Below are 17,294 nucleotides of genomic sequence, written 5' to 3'. Positions count from 1 at the left end.
CTTGGGCTAGCCATGCCGCTCCCGGCGCACTTCCCTTTGCCCGATGTCGCGGCGGCAGAAGCCGTCCGTGAAGTCTATCGCATCAACCGCAGCATAGGCGTTGCGTTGCGCTTCGGTGGCGCTTGAGCCCTTGGCGGTGACGTTGAGTACGCGGCCGCCGCTCGAGACGAGCTGGTCGCCCTCGCGGCTGGTTCCGGCGTGGAAGACCTTGGCGCCGTTTGCCTCGGCATTACCCAGATCGATGCTGCCGCCCTTCTTCGGCGTGCCGGGATAACCCTCTGCCGCCATCACCACGGTCAGAGCGAAGTCGTCGCTCATCTTCGGCGCTTCGATTTCGCCCAGACGCTGCTCGGCACACGCCACCATGAGTTCGACGAGATCGCTTTCCAGCCGCATCATCAGCACCTGGCATTCGGGGTCGCCGAAGCGGACATTGTATTCGATCAGCTGCGGGCCGGTCTTGGTCAGCATCAGTCCGGCGTAGAGCACGCCGACATAGGGCATGCCTTCCTCGCGCATGGTGCGCACGGTCGGCTCGATGATTTCCTTCATCGCCTGCTCGCGCAGCGCGTCGGTCAGCACCGGTGCAGGCGAATAGGCGCCCATGCCGCCGGTGTTGGGGCCCTCGTCGCCATCGCCCACGCGCTTGTGGTCCTGCGCGCTGGCGAGCGGGACGATGGTCTCGCCGTCGGTCAGCGCGAAGAAGCTGGCTTCCTCGCCGGTCAGGAATTCCTCGATGACGACTTCGGCCCCGGCGCTGCCGAACTTGCCGTCGAACATTTCGGAGAGCGCGTGCTGCGCGTCCTCGCGGGTTTCGGCGATGACCACGCCCTTGCCCGCCGCGAGGCCATCGGCCTTGAGGACGAAAGGCGCATCGAAGCGCTTCAACTTGCCCCATGCCTCTTCGAGCGAAGCGGTGCGGTAGTATTTGGCCGTGGGAATGCTCGCGCGCTCGCACAAATCCTTGGTGAAGCCCTTGCTGCCTTCCAATTGCGCGGCGGCTTTCGAGGGGCCGAAGGCGAGGACGCCTGCATCCTTCAATGTGTCGGCCAGTCCTTCGACCAGCGGGCCTTCGGGGCCGATGACCACGAGGCCGATGCTGTTTTCTTCGCAGAACTTGACCACGGCGACGTGGTCGCTGCTATCGAGCGCCACGCATTGCGCGCATTCTTCCATGCCGGGGTTGCCGGGGCTCGCCCACAGCTTGTCGCATTGGGGCGATTGCGCCAGTTTCCACGCCAGCGCATGTTCGCGCCCGCCGCTGCCCAGCAAAAGGATATTCATGGCTGCCGATTTTCCCACCGATGATGACACTGACGGCTTGGTAGCGAGGTCCCGCCCCGGCGACAACGCCGAGCCGCTGTCGGTGAGCGAAATCTCGAATATATTGAAGCGCACGGTGGAGGACCGTTTCGGCTTCGTGCGGCTGCGCGGCGAATTGTCGGGGGTGAAGCGCGCGGCTTCGGGGCATCTCTACGCTGCGCTCAAGGACGAGAAGGCGGTCATCGATGCGGTCATGTGGCGGGGCAATACGCAGCGCCTGCCCTTCAATCCGGAGGACGGGCTGGAGGTGGTCGCCTCCGGCAAGCTGACGACTTATCCGGGCCGCTCAAAATACCAGATCGTCGTCGAGCGGATGGAGCTGGCAGGTGAAGGCGCGCTGCTGGCGCTGCTCGAGAAGACCCGCGCAAGGCTGGCCGCAGAGGGGCTGTTCGACGAGCGCCGCAAACGCGCGCTCCCCTTCCTGCCGCGCACCATCGGCGTGGTGACCTCGCCCACCGGCGCGGTGATTCGTGACATCCTCCACCGCCTCGCCGACCGTTTCCCGAGCCGGGTGGTGGTGTGGCCGGTGCTGGTTCAGGGGCAGGGCGCGGCGGGCCAGGTCGCCAATGCCGTGCGCGGTTTCTCGAAACTGCCTGTGGGCCATCCCGACCGCCCCGACCTCGTCATCGTCGCGCGCGGGGGCGGGTCCATCGAGGATTTGTGGAGCTTCAACGAGGAAGAGGTGGTGCGCGCCATCGCCGAATGCTCGATCCCCACCATCAGCGCGGTGGGGCACGAGACCGACACCACGCTTGCCGATTTCGCCGCCGATCGCCGTGCGCCCACACCCACTGCGGCCGCGGAGATTGCCGTGCCGGTGCGCGCCGAACTCGCCGCGACGCTGGCCGATTTCGGCGCGCGCAAGAAGCGGGCGATTCTGCGGCCCGTGCAATTGGGACGCGAGCGGCTGGAGCACCGCGCCGACCGCCTGCCAACGCCCGAAGCGCTGCTGCAACCGCAGGCGCAGCGGCTGGATGACCTCTCGACTCGCCTCGGGCACGGCCTGCGCGAACGGGCGGCGCGGGCGCGCGAACGGCTCCAGTCCGACCGCGCGCGCCTGAATGCCCCGCTGTTGAAGAGCCGCGTGGCGCAGGCGCAGGAGCGGCTGTCGGCAGTGGCGAGGCTGATGGTCTCGCTCGACCCCGACAATGTGCTGAAGCGCGGCTATGTGCGCGTAGTCGGGCCGCAGGGGACCGTCACCGACAAGGCTGAGGCCGCAAAGCACGCCGCGCTGACTCTCAAATTCCGCGATGGAGAGCTCGCTGTTTCGACCGGCGATGCGCCGCCTTCCGCTCCCAAGCCTTCGCCCAAGCGCAAAGCGGCGCCCAAGGGAACGCCGCCCGCGCAGGATGATTTGTTCGGATAGGCGCACCCTGCTAGGGAAGACCCCATGCTGATGAACAAGAATTCCGGCCCCGCTTCGGGCGAGGCCAAGCTGCAATATGGCCCCAACGGTTTCCGCGTGCTGCGCACCGGCAACCACGTTTTCTGCGCCGCCAGCGGCGTGCCGATTGCGCTGGAAGAACTGCGCTACTGGTCGGTCGAGTACCAGGAGGCCTATGCCACGCCGCAGCTTGCCACCGAGCGGCTGAAACCGTGACATTGCGAAGGGCCGCGCCGCTCTTCCTCCTGCTCCTGGCCAGCGCCTGCACGGTCGCCACGCCCAATTCCGACATAGTCACCAATTCCGAAGCCGTTGCGGCGGAGCAGGCTGCTGCGCCTAAGCCCGTCCCAACGGCGGAACCCGAAGTGGTGGAGGCTGCTCCTGCGCCGCCGCCCATCCAGCGGCTCGACCTTGGTATCGCCATCAAGGAAGCGGAACTGACGCAAGGCGGCTGGGTCCGCGGCAAGCTCCCCCAAGGCACGCAGGAGGCCATGCTCGGCGACGAGGTGGTCGATTTCGACGAGGATGGCAATTTCTTCGCCGCCTTCGACCGCGATGCGCCCGAATCGCTGCTTCTCACCGCCTACCACCGCATTGGCCGGAGCATTTCGCTCCCGCTCGCCATTTCCCCGCGCGAATGGGATATCGAGCGGGTCAATGTGCCCTTGCGCCCCAGCGGCACCAGCGAGGAGTGGTGGGAACGGCGCGAACCCGAATGGCTCGCCATCAAGGAAGCGCGCGACAAGGAAACCGGCGCGCAAGGCTGGCGGCAGCAGTTCGTCTGGCCGGTAACCGGGCGCATCTCGGGCCGGTTCGGCCGCCAGCGCATCTACCAGGGCGAGCCGGGCAGCTATCACTCAGGGCTGGACATCGCGCCGGGCAATGGCGTGCCCTTCGTCTCGCCCGCCGACGGCGTGGTGGTGCTCGCGCGGACCGGTTTCAGTCTCGAGGGAGGCATCGTCATCGTCGACCATGGCGCAGGCCTCAACAGCGCATTCATCCACCTCTCGCGCCTGTCGGTGGCCGAGGGTGACGTGGTGAAGCAGGGCCAGCAGCTCGGCAATGTCGGCTCCTCGGGCCGCGCGACGGGGCCGCACCTCCACTGGAGCCTCGTGTGGAAGGACAGCCGCCTCGACCCGCTGCTGTTTCTCCCGCCCATGCCCTGACGCCGCCGCTAAGCTAAGCGAAAGACTGGCTGGTCCATGGGCGCGCCAATGAAGCGGAAAATCCTCGCCTGCCTGATCGCACTTGGCCTTGCGCCGGGGACATTCGTGCGCAGCGAACCCGCGCCGCCCGATTACACCTCGCCCGTTACCGTGACCGAGCTGGAGGTCGAAGAAGCGTCCTCCGGTCCGCTGACGCTCGAAGGCGCGTGGTTGCTCGAGAGCGAGAACGACCATTTCGGCGGCTATTCCGCGCTCATCGCCTGGCACGAGGACGAGTTCCTTGCCGCAAACGATGCCGGGCGGCTGATGCATTTGCCGAGGCCCGACTGGCGCGATGCGCCACCCGCACTGGGCGCCTTCCTCAACTTTGCGCGAGTGGACAAGATGAATGTCGACATCGAGTCGCTCACTTTCGATCCCGAAACGGGCGAGGTCTGGGCAGGGCTCGAATGGGCGCAGCAAATCATCCGTTTTTCCCCACGCCTGCAGAAGCGCGCTTCAATAAACCCGCCCGAAATGAAGGATTGGGGAGGCAATTCGGGCCCCGAAGCCCTCGCCCGGCTGCAGGATGGCAGTTTCATTGTCATCGAGGAGCGCGCGCTGGCCGATGGCTTGCACGAGGCGCTGCTTTTCGATGGCGATCCGACTGACGGGATGGAGCCCTTGCGCTTCACCTTCGAAGGTCGTGAGGGCTATCGTCCCTCGGATGCGACTGTACTTCCCGACGGGCGGCTGCTGGTCCTGCTGCGCGGCCTGCGGCTTGGCCTGCCGCCGCGTTTCACCACCATGCTGGTGATGGCCGAGCCCGAGAAGATCGAGGAAAACACCGTCCTGCCAAGCCGTGTCCTCGCCCGTATCGACCCGGCCTTCCCTTCCGAAAACTACGAAGGCCTCGCAGTGACCGATGATGGCGGCGGCCGCCTAAGCCTGTGGCTCATTTCGGACGACAATTTCGCCAGCTACCAGCGCACCATCCTGCTCAAACTCGGCTGGGATGTATCGGGCCGCAGGCAGGCACGACAAAAGGCGCGCAGGTAGGCCCTGCGCGCCTTTTGAAAATTCTCGTAAAGGAACAGCGCCAAAGCGCCGCAATCGCTTAGGAAGCGGCTGCGGCCTTCTTCAGCTCGCGCTTCACCTTCAGCGCGTTGGCCGAAAGCTTCTCGTCCTTGGTCTTCATCAGCCAGTTGTCGAGGCCGCCATTGTGCTCGACCGAACGCAGGCCCTGCGTCGAGACGCGGAACTTGAAGCTGCGGTCCAGCTTCTCGCTCATCAGCGTGACGTTCTGCAGGTTGGGCAGGAAGACGCGCTTGGTCTTGTTGTTGGCGTGGCTCACATTGTTGCCGACCTGGCGGCCCTTGCCGGTGAGTTCGCAAATACGCGACATGATAAGTCTCTTCGTTCGAATGGGCGGGCGAGTTCCCTTGGCCGCGTCAAGCGGTGCGGGTCTCATTATTCCCGGAAAGCGGCGCGCATAGCGGTGAGGGTGCGAATCGTCAAGCGCGTTGCGCGCTGGCCCGCCGGGGGCTAGCGAGGCGCTGCTATGACAGGCTGGACCCTCCCGCAACCCATGAAACGCGCGCTCGAGCTGGCCGAGGCGAGCGCAGCCGCGGGCGAGGTGCCGGTGGGCGCGGTCATCACCCGCGGCGGCGAAGTGATTGCCGAGGCGCACAACACCCCGCGCGATACCTGCGACCCCACCGCCCATGCCGAAATCCTCGCGATTCGCCGCGCGGCCGAGGCGCTGGGGCAGGAACGCCTCACCGACTGCGAACTTTGGGTCACGCTGGAGCCCTGCGCCATGTGCGCCGGCGCCATCGTCCACGCGCGGCTGGCAAAGGTCTATTACGGCGCGAGCGACCCCAAGGGCGGCGCGGTGGAACACGGCGCACGGGTGTTCGAGCAGGAGCAATGCCTGCACAAGCCGGAGGTCTATGCAGGGCTGGGCGAGGCGCGCGCGGCCGAGATGCTGCGGGAGTTCTTCAGGGAGCGGCGCTAGGAGCAGCCTGCCAGACTCCGGCAGATTTGCGTGAGTCCGAGAGACATGCTCTTGTGGCGCACCTGACCGGGTTGCTGGAGGGGACTGACATGAAGCTTTTCGCTATCGCTGCCGTACTCGCAGTTTCACTGGCCGGGTGCTCGCCCGAAGAGGCCCGGACTGAAACGCCCGGCACCAATATCCTCGAACTCGAGGTGCAGGGCCTGGCCTTTGTCGGGCCGGACACGGTCAAGTCGGGCTGGACGACCATTCGTGTCGTGAACAAAGGCGGGATGACCCACCATGCGCTCGTCTATCGGCTGCCTGACGGCATCACCGCGCAAATGGTGGATGAGCAAGTCGTGGTTCCGATCCAGAAGAGCCTGACCGCCGCCATTGCCGGAGACACGCAAAAGGCTGCCGAGATTGCAGCGACCATGCCGGCGTGGGTTGGCGATCTCACTTGGCTCGGCGGACCCGGGATGATGTCCGACGGGGTGACCGGTGAGGCGACGATGTATCTGGAACCGGGAAACTACATCGTCGAGTGTTATGTGAAGACCAACGGTGTCCAGCACAATTACAACCCCGAGCCGGGCGAACTGGGTATGGTTTTCCCGCTGACGGTCCTTGCCGAGGATGGCGGCATGGCCGAACCCGATGCCAATGTAACGCTCACGCTTTCCAACAATGGCTACGAGATTACCGACGGGGCTTTCGTGGCGGGCGAGAATTCGGTGCGAGCCGTGTTTGCCGAGCAGAGACTCTATAATGATTTCGTCGGGCACGACGCGCATGTGTTCCGCATCGCGGAGGATACCGATATCGATGCAGCTGCGAGCTGGCCGGATTTCTTCCCCGTCGATGGCCAGCAGACTCCCGCACCCGCCAGTTTCGTGGGCGGCATCCACGATATGCCGCAGGGCGCCACGGGATATTTCAAACTGACTCTGGAGCCGGGTGATTACGGCATCACGGCTGAAATTCCCGATGCCAGGCAGAGCGGATTCTTCAAGCGGTTCGGTGTCGGCGCGAATTGACGGCTACAACCCCCGCCAAATCTTCGCTGCCTCATCATCGCTCACCCCGAACCGCGCCTTCTCGCAAGTCTTGGGCATGAAGCGCTTGTCGTAGCAGAGGCGCAGTTCTTCAAGCCATCCCTTGCGGTCGAGGTGGACGCCGATGGCTTCGGGAAACCAGCCTGGGTTCGCGTCGGCGAGGCGGGTGCGGATGGTGCCGGCGGTGAGGCCATCCTCGCGGCTGATGCGGACGAAGTCGGGCCAGCGCAGTCCATTATAGAGGATACGCGTGACCTTGAGGTAGGTTGCGGGCGCATTTGCCATGCAGGTGCCGTGTTTTTCCCATTGGCGAGTAACCAGACGCGCATCGGGGCTGATGCAGAGGTTCTTGCGTAGCTCGGCAGCGCGCATGTCGCTGCCGCCGCACCATTGCGGCCAGCTGCGCCCGCTTTCGGGCCACAGGCCGTGGACGGTGAAGCCGAAGCGCCCTTCGCGGCCCGAGCACTGGCGGGCGTGGCGCTTGTCGTCTTCGCGGAAACGGCAGAATTCGGGCGCCCAGCTCAGCGCCAGCGTGTAGCCGGTGACGGGGAGGCGGCGCAGGCGCTCGGTGTCGACCTCGGGCACGCTGACCTCGCGCGGAAGCGAGCACTGGAAGGCCTGCGCACGGGCGAGGGCGGGCGCAGCAAGCGCGGCCCCGGCCAGCAGGCAGGCGAATGTCCTAACTATTGTCCGTCGTCGCCACATCGGTGCCCGCGAACCAGCGGTTCGAAGCGGGCAGGAAGGTGAAAACCACCGCCACCGCCTGCAGGGCTACCGATGCAACGCCGACAATGACGCTGCTTCCCTGCTCCTCAGCCAGGACCTGTGACAGCTCCCACCCCTGCCACAGCACTGCGGCCGCAAGGAGGTAGCGCACGAAGCCGATGCGCAGCCTTGCGACCATGAACATGAGCAACAGCATCATGCCCACGACGAACAGGATGGTGGTCACGAGCAGCGTGTCGGGGTCTAGTCCGCGGCGCGTCAGGTCTCCGCCTGCTGCCAGCTTCAGCGCCTCGTAATCGCGCACCGAATTGGCGAGGTAGAGGCCGATGGCCCCGAAATAGAGCAATTCGAACGTGCGAATGGCCTTGGGGCGCATCCTCAGTCTCCCGCGCCCTATTCAGCGCCCTTCTTGGCGGCGAACCACTCCTGCGAATCGGGCTTGAACAGCATCCAGACAGACAGCAGTGACAGGATGGTGGCAATGACGCCCGGAATATGCGCCATTCCGAAGCCGCCGACCTCTTCATAGCCCGTGACCATGGTCACGAGCCCGTATGCGATCAGGGCGATGTAGATCCATTTGACGAATTCGATGCGCATGAGCGAAATCAGCGCCCAGATGGCCACGTTGATGCCGATCCCGATGATGAAGCTGATGACGATGATGCCCGCCATGGTGCCTTCGCCCATCATGCCGTCGAGCTCGGCCATTTCGGCAGCCATCACTTCCTGCATGTCCGCCCAGCCGAGCACCAGGCCGACCACGCTCAGCGCAATCGATGCCCAGAAGAGCATGTCGAACTTCTTCATTGAATCAGGTTTTTGCATGTGACCCCTACTCCCGTTTAAATCCCTCGGGAGGATGTCTGCGCGAAAATCAGAGCGGGGTAAAGTCCAGACCGACGTCTGCGGCAGGCGCGCTCTGGGTAAGTCTTCCGACCGACACGAAATCGACACCGGTCGCCGCCTTGGCTTGGATAGTTTCGAGGTTGATGCCGCCGCTGGCTTCGGTCGGAACGCGGCCTGCCACCAGCGCGACGGCTTCACGCAAGGTGTCTGGCTCCATGTTGTCGAGCAGCAGGCGGGTGGCACCTGCCTCCAGTGCGGGCTCGATCTGGTCGATGCGGTCGACTTCGCAGATGATGTCCTTCACCCCCGCCTCGACCGCGCGGCGCACGGCCTCGCCCACGCTGCCTGCAACGAGGACGTGGTTGTCCTTGATCATCGCGGCATCCCACAGGCCCATGCGATGGTTCGCCCCGCCGCCCATGCGCACGGCGTATTTCTCGAGATGGCGCAGGCCGGGGATGGTCTTGCGCGTGTCGAGCAACGTGCAATCGGGATTGTCCATCGCAGCGACGTATTCGGCGACCATGGTGGCGATGCCCGAGAGGTGCTGCACAGTGTTGAGCGCCGCGCGTTCGGCGGTGAGCATGGCACGCGCATTGCCTTCGAGCCGCATCAGGTCGGTACCTGCGGGCACCTTGGCGCCTTCATCGACGAGGATGTTGATCGTCATGTTCGGGTCGAGTGCGCGAAAGAACGCCTCGGCCACGGGAAGCCCCGCGACGTGGATCGCGTCACGCGTGTCCATCACACCCGAAAAGCGAGCGTCCGCCGGAATGACGCTCTCGCTGGTCACATCGCGCCCGCCCCCTGGGAGGCCCTCACCAAGGTCCTCCGCCAGCGTCTCGCGGACGAATTGGTCGAGGTCGAAGCCGGTCAATTGGAAACTCATGGAACTCCGTTCGTGTCGAGCGAAGTCGAGACACACCAGATCGCGCTATCTCGACTACGCGCTTCGCGCTCCGCTCGATACGAACGGAGGATGGGGCTTAGTGTACGAACCTTGCGACCACGTCCCTGTAGCTGCGTGACACCTTCACCTCGGCACCGCTGTCGAGCACGAGGAAGCATTCGCCATTGGTATGCGGTTTCACCTGCCGCACCTGGTCGAGGTTGACGATGGTCGAGCGATGCACGCGCTGGAAGGTACGCGGGTCGAGACGGCGCTCGAGGTCCTTCATCGTCTCGCGCAAGATGAGCGAATTGTCGCCCGTGTAGATGCACATGTAATCGCCCGCGGCCTCGATATGCTCGATCGTGTCGACCTCGACGCGGAAGATCTGGCCGCGGTCCTTCACATTGATGAGCTTTTCATAGCGTCCGGCGGCTTCGGCATCCTCGCCCTCGATGTCCTGCGCCGCTTCGGGAGCGACTTCGGACAAGACGCCGCGCAGGCGGTCGGCCTCTTCGCTGCTCTTCTTTTCGGCAAGGCGCTGGCGAACGCGCTCGATCGTGTCGGCGAGCTTGTCCTCGTCGACCGGTTTCATCAGGTAATTGACCGCATTCGCTTCGAAGGCGCGGATCGCATGCTCCTGGAAGGCGGTGACGAAGACGAACAGCGGCGGTTCGATTTCCATCACGCCCTGCACCACAGAAAAGCCGTCGAAGCCGGGCATCTGGATGTCGAGGAAGACGAGGTCGGGCTTCAGCGTCTTGATCGCGCGGATGGCCTCGCGCCCGTTCTGGCAGGTTTCGATCACCTCGACGTCCTCGAACGGTTCCAGCCTCAGCTGGAGGCCCTGGATGGCGAGTTTCTCGTCGTCGACGAGGATCGTTCGGATAGTCATTTCGCAGTACTTACCTTTGCGGGGGGATTCGGGGTATCAACGGTCGAGGGGCTGGAGGGTTTCGGCAGGGCTGTCGCCTTGTCTGCGGCAGACGGCTCCACCTCATCGGCGAATTCGTGCGGAAGCTCGATAATCACCGTAAAACCGCCGCTTTCGGGGCTGCGGATTTCGAAACGGTGATCATCGCCGTAAGCCTGCGCCAGCCGGTCGCGGATATTGGCGAGGCCGACCCCGGTCGAATCGCGGCGCTTGTGCGTGGCCATGACCGCGGGAAGATCGTCCGCCACCCCGCCCACATCGACACCCGGACCCGTATCGGAGACGGTGACGCGCAGCCGCGGCCCGACGATTTGCGCCAGCAGCGAGATTTCGGCGCCCTCTTCCTGCGGGCTGACGCCGTATTTGATCGCGTTCTCGATCAGCGGCTGGAGCAGCATGGAAGGAATTTGCGCCTTGGCCGCGCGGTCCTCGATGCGGAAGTTGGTCTGCAAGCGCTCCTCGAAGCGCATGCGCTCGATCTCGAGGTAGAGTTTCAGCGTTTCGACTTCCTGCGCAACGGTGACCTTGCCCCCCGGCTGGGTGACAAGCGTGTGCCTGAGGAAGCTCGACAGCCGCGTAAGCATGGCATTGGCGGGCTTGGTCTGGTTGAGGAGCACGAGCGTCGAAATCGAATTCAGCGTGTTGAAGAGGAAATGCGGGTTGAGCTGGTAACGCAGCATCGCGAGCTGCGCGCTGGTCGCCTGTGCCTCCAAGCGCTCAAGCCGGTCAGCCTGCTGTTCGACTTGGAGGAAGAAATTGATCGCGTAATACAGCGCCGACCATGCACCCAGCAGCGTCAAATCGAAAAAGTAAATGCCGATGAAAATGCGGACGAAGCCGGTTTCCGACGAGGGCCGCGTGAGGCCTAGCACCCAGCTATCGATGAAGGAGAAGATGCCCACTGCCAGCGCCAGCGCGATCGCCGTGCCGCCCCATGTCACAAGCGGTCTCTGCTTTATGAGAAATGCGTAGACCACCGAGAGGATCAGGCTGATGGAAAAGCCGGTAATCGTCGCGATCAGGATGACGAAAAAGAACTCTAGCGGCTGGCCGTTGGCGAAGGCCGACATGGCGCGCAGCAGCGCGCTGCCGCCCCAGCCGATGAGCTGGAGATTCCAGAACGCCTGGTTCTTGTTGTCGAAGAACGGCGTCGGTTTGAGGGGCAACACGGCCATCTGCGGGGCCTCCTAGCCCAATTGCGTGATGCTTTGCCAGCAGCTACTCTCCTCCACGTAGTTGGAGAGAGCCGATGAACAAGCCCGAAAACCTAGCCCATTCGCTCGCCGAGCGCGCAAAGTTTCGCGAAATGAAGGAAGGCACGAAGGAAGACTGGGCCATCATCGGCGCGGAATACCGCGAATTCGCGAAGGATTTGCCCGATCGCGTGCTCGAACACCTGAAACTGCTCGACGGAGATTTCGGCGGATTCCCCGTGTGCAGGCTCGAGCATTCGCTGCAGACCGCGACTCGCGCGCATCGCGACGGGCGGGGCGAGCAATATGTCGTGATGGCGCTGCTCCACGACATCGGCGATACGCTGGGAAGCTACAACCACCCCGAGGTCGCCGCGGCCATCATCAAGCCCTTCGTTACCGAGGAAGTTCACTGGATTTGCCAGAACCACGGCGCGTTCCAGGGCTATTACTATTTCCACCATCTCGGCATGGACAAGGATATTCGCGAGAAATTCCGCGACAATCCGCACTTCGAGGCCTGCGCGGAATTCTGCGAGAAATACGACCAGGCCGCTTTCGACCCCGATTACGAGAGCGAACCACTCGAATTCTTCGAGCCGATGGTGCGCCGCGTGATGGCGAAGCCGCTTGCCTCGATGTACGCCAAGGCGGTCGAGGAATAGCCGTTATTCGGCCGGTGCGGCGGGAAAGCGCTGCGACCAGTCGGCTTCGCCCGGTTTCCAGTCATTGGCGGCGACCAGCCGTTTGAGCGCAGCCGTCTCGGCGACGATCATCGCCAGCCTTTCGTCCCAGCCGTCATGCGTGCGCTTGCGCAAGAGGCCGCCCGAGTGTTTTGGGCCCCAGGCGCGCATCCAGTCGGCGGCAGCTTCGGGCTTGTAGCCTGCGTTGAAGAGCAGCCATGGCATCATCCGGTCGGCCTCGCGCTCGCTGTTACGCGTCTTGCGCCAGCCCCAGCGCTCGCTTTCCTTGCGCCGCGCATGGCCCTGGATGACATGGGCCAGTTCATGCGCGACGGCGGCGGCGAAGACTTCGCGCGGGAGCCCGAAGCCCATGAAACCTTCGCCGAAAAACACCGTGTCAGCGCTTGCATAGGCTTCGTCGTCGCCCGTCAGGCGGAACTTGGCGGCGCAGGTTTCGACGCCGTCGATGACAGTCTCGCCGCCACGATCGGTGAACGACAGGCCGACGCGGCCATCTTCGAGGCTGTGCGCAATCGCCTCCTCGATCTGGAGGGTGCGTTTGACCGTGGGGCGCGTCGGTTTCCAGCGCTGATCGACCTGCGCCAAGTCGACGGCGAACAGCGTGCGATTGACCTTCACGCCCGCACGCTCGGCAGGCGAGCCGCTCGCCACCGCCTGCACGCCGATATCGCCTGCGAGCGACAGCGCGGCACGCACCTCGTCGGCACGCGCGTAATTGGCGGCGTCATGGATCATCAGCCCGATGGAGGGTGCGGTGGACGGGCAGAAGGCCCTGTTTGCGCGGGCGAGTTGCCAGCCGATGTCGAAAAGCCGGCCTTCGCGCTGCTGGAACTGCGCAAACGGGTTGGGATGCTCCTCGGCCTTGGCTGCTGCCGGTGCAGCAACGAGCGCCAGCATTATCGGGAGCGCGACCGCACGCATGGGTCAGCCTTCGGCGTCTTCGATATATTGCGCGAGGCGGTCATAGCCGACGGCGCCTTCGAAGACCTGGTCACCAACCACCCAACTGGGCGTGCCGGTGAAGCCGAGCTGGCGGGCCATCGCATCGTTTCGGGCAAGCTCGGCGGTCACCTCGTCGGATTCGCCATAGGTGCGTGCCACGTCCATATCGACGCCTGCCGTGCGCGCCGCCGCCGCGACGTTTTCTGCTGTCGGTGTGCCCAGCGCAAACAGCGCGTGGTAAAATGCATCGTACTTGCCCTGCTTGGCAGCGGCGAGGCCCATGCGAGCCGAGACTTCGCTGCCGTTGAAGATGGGCCATTCGCGCACGACCACGCGAAGGTCGGGGTCGGCTGCGATGAGGCGGTCGACATCGGCCACCGTCGCGCGGCAGTATCCGCATGCATAATCGGTGAATTTCACCAGAGTCTTCGAACCATTCGGGTTGCCCAGCACTGCCCCCTCGAAGGGTCGCGAAACATTGCCCTTAATCGAGGCAAGCTGCTGGCGCGCTTCCTGCGTCTGGTAGGCGTTCGCCATTTCCGGAAGGATGTCCGGATTGGAAACGAGGTACTCGCGCGTATTCGCGTCCCCCAGCCCGCTGTAAGTGAAGGCTGCAGCCCCGGCAAAACCGGCGACCAGCGCAACCAGGACTGTCGTCAAATATCTCATCATTGCCCCGTCCTTGAATATCCTAGCGCCGCCTGCGCCCCTCGCAGGCGCGCTTGTCGGCCTCGCAGGCTTGCTCCATCAGCGCGCGCGCCTCATGCGCGATATCGGTCGCGCGAATCCAGTCCGGCGAACCATAGGGAAGCCCCGCCTCTGCCGCCTGTGCGCTGCGTAGCGCGAGCGGGTACTGGCGGTTCATCACCTGCTGTTCGGCGCTGGCCAGCCGTGCGCGCGGCATGTCGCCCCGCGCGGCGTAGACTACGCCAAGCTGGTACCATGCGAAGGGGTTGTAGCGGTCGCGTCCCACCGCGGCACGCAACACGCGCTCGGCCTCTTCGTAGTGGCTCTCGTCTTCGGTGGCGATGAGCGCGTGGCCCAGCATGGACGCAATCAGCGGCTGGGCGCGGGTCAGTTCGACTGCCTTGCGCAAGGGCACGATTGCCTCTTCCGGACGTCCTGACTCGAGCAGCACCTGCCCCTTCAGTTCGAGGAAATAGGGGTCCTCCGGCGAACGCTCGATAAGCGCGTCGGCCGCCTCAAGCGCGCGGTCGATGCGCGCTTCCTTGTGGTAGGCATAGGCGCGCGCAACGAGCGCCGGGGTCGAGCTGTCGGTCTCGGGATAGTCGCGCAGCGTGAACTCGGGATTGGCGACATAGCCCTGCAGCTTGGCTTTCACGCGCTGGAAGCGCGTCTCCCATGCTTCGTCGAGCGGTGCGTCCCATGCCGGGTCGACCTCGTAGACCTCCTTCAGCTTGGAGATACGGTCGCCCGAGAGCGGGTGGGTACGGTAGAAACCGGCCTCGTCGTCCTGGCGTATGCCGCGACGTGTTTCCTGGTTCAGGAGCTTGCCGAAGAATGCGAGCGAGCCCTTGCCGGTAATGCCAGCTTCGGAAAGATACTCGGCACCTGCCGCGTCTGCGCTGGCTTCCTGCGTGCGGGTGAAGGCGAGGAACTTGCTCATGGCAGCCTGCTGGCCGAGCGCCATGATGCCCATCCCTGCCTCGCCAGCGCCGGCAAGAACCGCGCCGAGGCCAGCCAGCATCGACAGGATCGAGATGCGGCCCGCTGTCTGGAAGCCCTCGCCGTAGCGGATGATATGGCCGCCAGTGATGTGGCCGAGTTCGTGCGCGATCACGCCCTGGACCTCGTTCGCGGTGTCGGCGGCGTCGATCAGGCCCGAGTGGATATAGACCACCTGCCCGCCCGCGACGAAGGCGTTGATCGACGGATCGTTGATGAGCACGACGTCGACATTCGATGGCTCGAGCCCGGCCGCTTCGATGAGCGGGGCGGAAATCTCGTCGAGGAAGGCTTCTGTTTCCGCATCGCGCAGGATCGATTGCGCGGCAGCGGGCTGCGCTGTGAGAACGGCGAGCGCGAGCAGGCCGAGGAAATGGGAAAGAAGGCGCATCACCGGAGAGCCTAAGGGGTTTGCGGCTGAACCGGAACTGAAACCTGCGCTGCCATGAAATTCGTCACGCGTTCGAATACCTGCGGATTGCGGCGCCACGGGCTGGTAAGCGCCAGCAGCGGATCGTTGTGGGTTTTGCCCGGCAGGTAGAGCGTTTCGACCATCGCACCAGTTGCACGAAGCGCTTTTTCGAGCGCGCGCGAGTTGCGAATGCGCACGGTCGTGTCCGCCTCGCCGTGCACCAGCAGCATCGGCGGTGCGGCGGCAGTGGCGTGATTGACCGGCTGGCTTTCTTCGCCCGCGCCGACGCTTTCGAAAGCAGCGCGGCTGCGGTCGGTATCGAAGGGATAGAAATCGTACGGGCCCGCGAGGCCGACCACGCCGCGGATGATATCGTCCGGCACGCCGGCCTCTTCCAGCCACTGCCCGTCGAGCGCCACCTGCGCGACATTGTAGGCGCCGGCCGAATGGCCAGACAGGAAGATACGGCCCGGATCGCCGCCATGATCGGCGATATTCTCGTGGACCCAGCCGATAACCGAGGCGGTGTCGCGCAGCATGGCCGGATAGCGCCCGGACCCGTTCAGCCGGTAGCCTCCGAGCACCACGACATAGCCTTGCGGAGCGATATTGCGGGCGATGAAGCCGTAGTCCTGCGGGTTGCCATGCGCCCATGCGCCGCCGTGGAAGAAGATGAAGACCGGGAGCGGACCACTCGCCCCCTCTTCGCGATAGACGATGAGCTGTTGCAGCGGGTCTTCGCCAAAGCGTTCCTCATGCACGCGGCTGACATCGTGCGAAGGCCCGGCAATGCTGTCGATAGTGTCGAGGACTGCGGGCGCATTGCGTTGGAGGCCGATCCACAGCGCGAGACCCGCCAGCGCCAGCAGCGCGAGGATAATGCCGAGTGTCCACATGACGCGCCGCTTCATTCCGCCGCCTCGGTTTCGCCCTTGCCGACCGAGTCGACGATTTTCTCCGCCTCCCCGTCATCGAGCAGGCCGATGGAGGCGAGGAAGTCGTGCCCCTTGTCATATCCCTCGCCCAGCCAGAGCGGGATGTCTGCTGCTTCCAGCGCGGCCTTGGCGGCGAGTTCTTCGGGGCTCATCGCCTCGCCCACCTTCCGGATGAACACCGCCCGCACGCGGTCGGGATTGCTCACCGCGATGTCCGAAAACGCGGTGAGGTCGCCTTGTGAATCGTCACCGATGAGCGCGAATTTGAGTTCGGGATAGGTGGCGATAATGCCCTCGATGGCCGCGCGCTTGTGCGCCCCGTGGCTGGAAGAGCCGAAGGTCTCGCGGTTCAGCCCCCAGTCGCGCAGCATGATTGGCCCGAGCGGAAGCCCGCGCCCCTTCATATAGGTGACGAGGTAGGAGAAGAGGTTCCACGGGCTCGAAGAGACGTAGAAGAACGGGCGGCGCGAGGCATATTGGTGGTCGCCCGCGTGGCCCTCGCCCTCGGGCAGGCCGGGATTGCCGCCCAGTGCATTGTAGAACATGTCTGCGCCCGGCACGAGGATGCGCTCTTCGGGCATCTGCATCAGCACGCGGCGCCAGTTGCGCATGACCGCGCGGAAATTGCCGGTGATGCCGGTTTCGATAATCGTGTCGTCGATGTCGGAAATCATCGCGAGGCCGGTCGCGGTGCCGGGGGCGAGGACATGGCCGTCGACGCATTGCTCGCCTTCGGAATTCTTCCAGTGGAAGGTCACCGTCTCCCATTGTGGGTGCTCTTCGTAATCCCATTCGCCTTCGAGGCGGATGTCGAAATGGACGAAGCCTTCCTTGTCGGTAACCCCCTGGTGGCGGCGCGTCTCACCCGAGGGTGAGGCCAGCTCCAGCTCGACCGGGAAATCCTCCACCTCGTGGCTGGCGAATTGCGACATCATGGTACGCATCGCGCGCCACTTGCCGCGCTTGCCGAATTCGCTCTTGCGCGAGCGAAGCGCCCGGACGGTGATGAACAGCCGCTCGCGGTTGCGATAACCGAAATAGGGCTGGATGCGGGCGGGCGCGGTCGCAATAAATGGCATGGGGGCCACCGCTAGCGTGCGGCAGCCCTCATTCTCAAG

At 64.5% G+C, this 17,294-nt stretch carries 20 protein-coding genes; 7 read left to right on the top strand and 13 right to left on the bottom strand.

Annotation, left to right across the window (positions count from 1 at the left end):
- Nucleotides 1-6: 6 nt before the first annotated feature.
- Nucleotides 7-1,284, bottom strand: a complete 1,278-nt coding sequence (gene purD / locus K3152_RS10540; protein WP_221574069.1) for a phosphoribosylamine--glycine ligase — start codon at nucleotides 1,282-1,284, stop codon at nucleotides 7-9.
- Between purD and xseA the strand changes: the two genes are divergently transcribed.
- From xseA to K3152_RS10520, 4 genes are read left to right on the top strand one after another with little or no spacing between them, the layout of a single operon-like run.
- Nucleotides 1,283-2,689, top strand: coding sequence for an exodeoxyribonuclease VII large subunit (gene xseA / locus K3152_RS10535; protein WP_221574068.1), 1,407 nt, complete (start codon nucleotides 1,283-1,285; stop codon nucleotides 2,687-2,689). The two genes, purD and xseA, sit on opposite strands and share 2 nt — an antisense overlap.
- 24 nt (nucleotides 2,690-2,713) lie before the next feature.
- Complete coding sequence (locus K3152_RS10530; RefSeq protein WP_221574067.1) at nucleotides 2,714-2,923, top strand: DUF2093 domain-containing protein; 210 nt, start codon at nucleotides 2,714-2,716, stop codon at nucleotides 2,921-2,923.
- Nucleotides 2,920-3,873, top strand: a complete 954-nt coding sequence (locus tag K3152_RS10525; RefSeq protein ID WP_345719798.1) for a M23 family metallopeptidase — start codon at nucleotides 2,920-2,922, stop codon at nucleotides 3,871-3,873. The genes K3152_RS10530 and K3152_RS10525 overlap by 4 nt, the downstream gene beginning before the upstream one ends.
- Nucleotides 3,874-3,921: 48 nt before the next feature.
- A complete protein-coding gene (locus tag K3152_RS10520; protein ID WP_221574066.1) occupies nucleotides 3,922-4,911 on the top strand; it encodes an esterase-like activity of phytase family protein in 990 nt (329 codons plus the stop codon).
- 58 nt (nucleotides 4,912-4,969) lie between these two features.
- Here the strand turns inward: K3152_RS10520 and rpmB are convergent, their stop codons facing one another.
- The gene (rpmB, locus tag K3152_RS10515) at nucleotides 4,970-5,257 is read right to left on the bottom strand and encodes a 50S ribosomal protein L28 (RefSeq protein ID WP_221574065.1); all 288 of its coding nucleotides are present in this window, start codon (nucleotides 5,255-5,257) and stop codon (nucleotides 4,970-4,972) included.
- A 156-nt stretch (nucleotides 5,258-5,413) separates the two neighbouring features.
- On the opposite strand from rpmB, the gene K3152_RS10510 reads away from it, so the two are divergent.
- Together K3152_RS10510 and K3152_RS10505 are read left to right on the top strand one after the other, a co-directional pair.
- Nucleotides 5,414-5,869, top strand: a complete 456-nt coding sequence (locus tag K3152_RS10510) for a nucleoside deaminase (protein ID WP_221574064.1) — start codon at nucleotides 5,414-5,416, stop codon at nucleotides 5,867-5,869.
- Between the two features lie 89 nt (nucleotides 5,870-5,958).
- Nucleotides 5,959-6,888 carry a hypothetical protein gene (locus K3152_RS10505; RefSeq protein ID WP_221574063.1) on the top strand — a complete coding sequence of 310 codons (930 nt, stop codon included), beginning with the start codon at nucleotides 5,959-5,961 and terminating at the stop codon, nucleotides 6,886-6,888.
- A gap of 3 nt (nucleotides 6,889-6,891) precedes the next feature.
- Here K3152_RS10505 and K3152_RS10500 read toward each other — a convergent pair whose 3' ends face one another.
- The 6 genes from K3152_RS10500 to K3152_RS10475 form a co-directional block, all read right to left on the bottom strand.
- Nucleotides 6,892-7,611 (bottom strand): ribonuclease T2 family protein, encoded by a 720-nt coding sequence (locus K3152_RS10500; RefSeq protein ID WP_221574062.1) that lies wholly within the window; start codon nucleotides 7,609-7,611, stop codon nucleotides 6,892-6,894.
- Nucleotides 7,586-8,008: a hypothetical protein gene (locus tag K3152_RS10495; RefSeq protein WP_221574061.1), complete on the bottom strand. Its 423-nt coding sequence runs from the start codon at nucleotides 8,006-8,008 to the stop codon at nucleotides 7,586-7,588. Before K3152_RS10495 ends, K3152_RS10500 begins: the two co-directional genes overlap by 26 nt.
- Before the next feature lie 17 nt (nucleotides 8,009-8,025).
- Nucleotides 8,026-8,460 (bottom strand): hypothetical protein, encoded by a 435-nt coding sequence (locus tag K3152_RS10490; protein WP_221574060.1) that lies wholly within the window; start codon nucleotides 8,458-8,460, stop codon nucleotides 8,026-8,028.
- Between the two features lie 49 nt (nucleotides 8,461-8,509).
- On the bottom strand, nucleotides 8,510-9,370 hold the full coding sequence (nadC, locus tag K3152_RS10485) for a carboxylating nicotinate-nucleotide diphosphorylase (protein ID WP_221574059.1): 861 nt from the start codon (nucleotides 9,368-9,370) through the stop codon (nucleotides 8,510-8,512).
- Between the two features lie 97 nt (nucleotides 9,371-9,467).
- Nucleotides 9,468-10,265, bottom strand: a complete 798-nt coding sequence (locus K3152_RS10480; protein ID WP_221574058.1) for a LytR/AlgR family response regulator transcription factor — start codon at nucleotides 10,263-10,265, stop codon at nucleotides 9,468-9,470.
- Nucleotides 10,262-11,479 (bottom strand): sensor histidine kinase, encoded by a 1,218-nt coding sequence (locus K3152_RS10475; protein ID WP_221574057.1) that lies wholly within the window; start codon nucleotides 11,477-11,479, stop codon nucleotides 10,262-10,264. Before K3152_RS10475 ends, K3152_RS10480 begins: the two co-directional genes overlap by 4 nt.
- Before the next feature lie 74 nt (nucleotides 11,480-11,553).
- Between K3152_RS10475 and K3152_RS10470 the strand changes: the two genes are divergently transcribed.
- Complete coding sequence (locus tag K3152_RS10470; RefSeq protein WP_221574056.1) at nucleotides 11,554-12,162, top strand: HD domain-containing protein; 609 nt, start codon at nucleotides 11,554-11,556, stop codon at nucleotides 12,160-12,162.
- A 3-nt stretch (nucleotides 12,163-12,165) separates the two neighbouring features.
- On the opposite strand, the gene K3152_RS10465 is transcribed toward K3152_RS10470, so the two are convergent.
- Genes K3152_RS10465 through K3152_RS10445 form a run of 5 tightly spaced genes read right to left on the bottom strand, consistent with a single transcriptional unit; the run spans nucleotide 12,166 to nucleotide 17,255 of the window.
- Nucleotides 12,166-13,122, bottom strand: coding sequence for a M48 family metalloprotease (locus tag K3152_RS10465; protein WP_221574055.1), 957 nt, complete (start codon nucleotides 13,120-13,122; stop codon nucleotides 12,166-12,168).
- Between the two features lie 3 nt (nucleotides 13,123-13,125).
- On the bottom strand, nucleotides 13,126-13,815 hold the full coding sequence (locus tag K3152_RS10460) for a DsbA family protein (RefSeq protein WP_247713345.1): 690 nt from the start codon (nucleotides 13,813-13,815) through the stop codon (nucleotides 13,126-13,128).
- A gap of 19 nt (nucleotides 13,816-13,834) precedes the next feature.
- Nucleotides 13,835-15,220, bottom strand: a complete 1,386-nt coding sequence (locus tag K3152_RS10455) for a M48 family metalloprotease (RefSeq protein ID WP_221574054.1) — start codon at nucleotides 15,218-15,220, stop codon at nucleotides 13,835-13,837.
- A gap of 11 nt (nucleotides 15,221-15,231) precedes the next feature.
- Nucleotides 15,232-16,152, bottom strand: coding sequence for an alpha/beta hydrolase (locus K3152_RS10450; RefSeq protein ID WP_221574053.1), 921 nt, complete (start codon nucleotides 16,150-16,152; stop codon nucleotides 15,232-15,234).
- Nucleotides 16,149-17,255 carry a phosphatase domain-containing protein gene (locus tag K3152_RS10445; RefSeq protein WP_221574052.1) on the bottom strand — a complete coding sequence of 369 codons (1,107 nt, stop codon included), beginning with the start codon at nucleotides 17,253-17,255 and terminating at the stop codon, nucleotides 16,149-16,151. Before K3152_RS10445 ends, K3152_RS10450 begins: the two co-directional genes overlap by 4 nt.
- Nucleotides 17,256-17,294: the final 39 nt, after the last annotated feature.

The organism is Qipengyuania polymorpha, from assembly GCF_019711435.1.
In the GTDB taxonomy this organism is placed as follows: Bacteria; Pseudomonadota; Alphaproteobacteria; order Sphingomonadales; family Sphingomonadaceae; genus Qipengyuania; species Qipengyuania polymorpha.
The sequence above is the reverse complement of the archived record's forward strand: the minus strand, read 5'-3'. Positions and strand labels throughout refer to the sequence as shown.

Bases quoted from the DNA above. Each gene is read 5' to 3' on its own strand.
- xseA (WP_221574068.1), top strand. From the start codon at position 1,283: ATGGCTGCCGATTTTCCCACCGATGATGACACTGACGGCTTGGTAGCG.
- purD (WP_221574069.1), bottom strand. From the start codon at position 1,284: ATGAATATCCTTTTGCTGGGCAGCGGCGGGCGCGAACATGCGCTGGCG.
- K3152_RS10530 (WP_221574067.1), top strand. From the start codon at position 2,714: ATGCTGATGAACAAGAATTCCGGCCCCGCTTCGGGCGAGGCCAAGCTG.
- K3152_RS10520 (WP_221574066.1), top strand. From the start codon at position 3,922: ATGAAGCGGAAAATCCTCGCCTGCCTGATCGCACTTGGCCTTGCGCCG.
- rpmB (WP_221574065.1), bottom strand. From the start codon at position 5,257: ATGTCGCGTATTTGCGAACTCACCGGCAAGGGCCGCCAGGTCGGCAAC.
- K3152_RS10510 (WP_221574064.1), top strand. From the start codon at position 5,414: ATGACAGGCTGGACCCTCCCGCAACCCATGAAACGCGCGCTCGAGCTG.
- K3152_RS10505 (WP_221574063.1), top strand. From the start codon at position 5,959: ATGAAGCTTTTCGCTATCGCTGCCGTACTCGCAGTTTCACTGGCCGGG.
- K3152_RS10500 (WP_221574062.1), bottom strand. From the start codon at position 7,611: ATGTGGCGACGACGGACAATAGTTAGGACATTCGCCTGCCTGCTGGCC.
- K3152_RS10495 (WP_221574061.1), bottom strand. From the start codon at position 8,008: ATGCGCCCCAAGGCCATTCGCACGTTCGAATTGCTCTATTTCGGGGCC.
- K3152_RS10490 (WP_221574060.1), bottom strand. From the start codon at position 8,460: ATGCAAAAACCTGATTCAATGAAGAAGTTCGACATGCTCTTCTGGGCA.
- nadC (WP_221574059.1), bottom strand. From the start codon at position 9,370: ATGAGTTTCCAATTGACCGGCTTCGACCTCGACCAATTCGTCCGCGAG.
- K3152_RS10480 (WP_221574058.1), bottom strand. From the start codon at position 10,265: ATGACTATCCGAACGATCCTCGTCGACGACGAGAAACTCGCCATCCAG.
- K3152_RS10475 (WP_221574057.1), bottom strand. From the start codon at position 11,479: ATGGCCGTGTTGCCCCTCAAACCGACGCCGTTCTTCGACAACAAGAAC.
- K3152_RS10470 (WP_221574056.1), top strand. From the start codon at position 11,554: ATGAACAAGCCCGAAAACCTAGCCCATTCGCTCGCCGAGCGCGCAAAG.
- K3152_RS10465 (WP_221574055.1), bottom strand. From the start codon at position 13,122: ATGCGTGCGGTCGCGCTCCCGATAATGCTGGCGCTCGTTGCTGCACCG.
- K3152_RS10460 (WP_247713345.1), bottom strand. From the start codon at position 13,815: ATGATGAGATATTTGACGACAGTCCTGGTTGCGCTGGTCGCCGGTTTT.
- K3152_RS10455 (WP_221574054.1), bottom strand. From the start codon at position 15,220: ATGCGCCTTCTTTCCCATTTCCTCGGCCTGCTCGCGCTCGCCGTTCTC.
- K3152_RS10450 (WP_221574053.1), bottom strand. From the start codon at position 16,152: ATGAAGCGGCGCGTCATGTGGACACTCGGCATTATCCTCGCGCTGCTG.
- K3152_RS10445 (WP_221574052.1), bottom strand. From the start codon at position 17,255: ATGCCATTTATTGCGACCGCGCCCGCCCGCATCCAGCCCTATTTCGGT.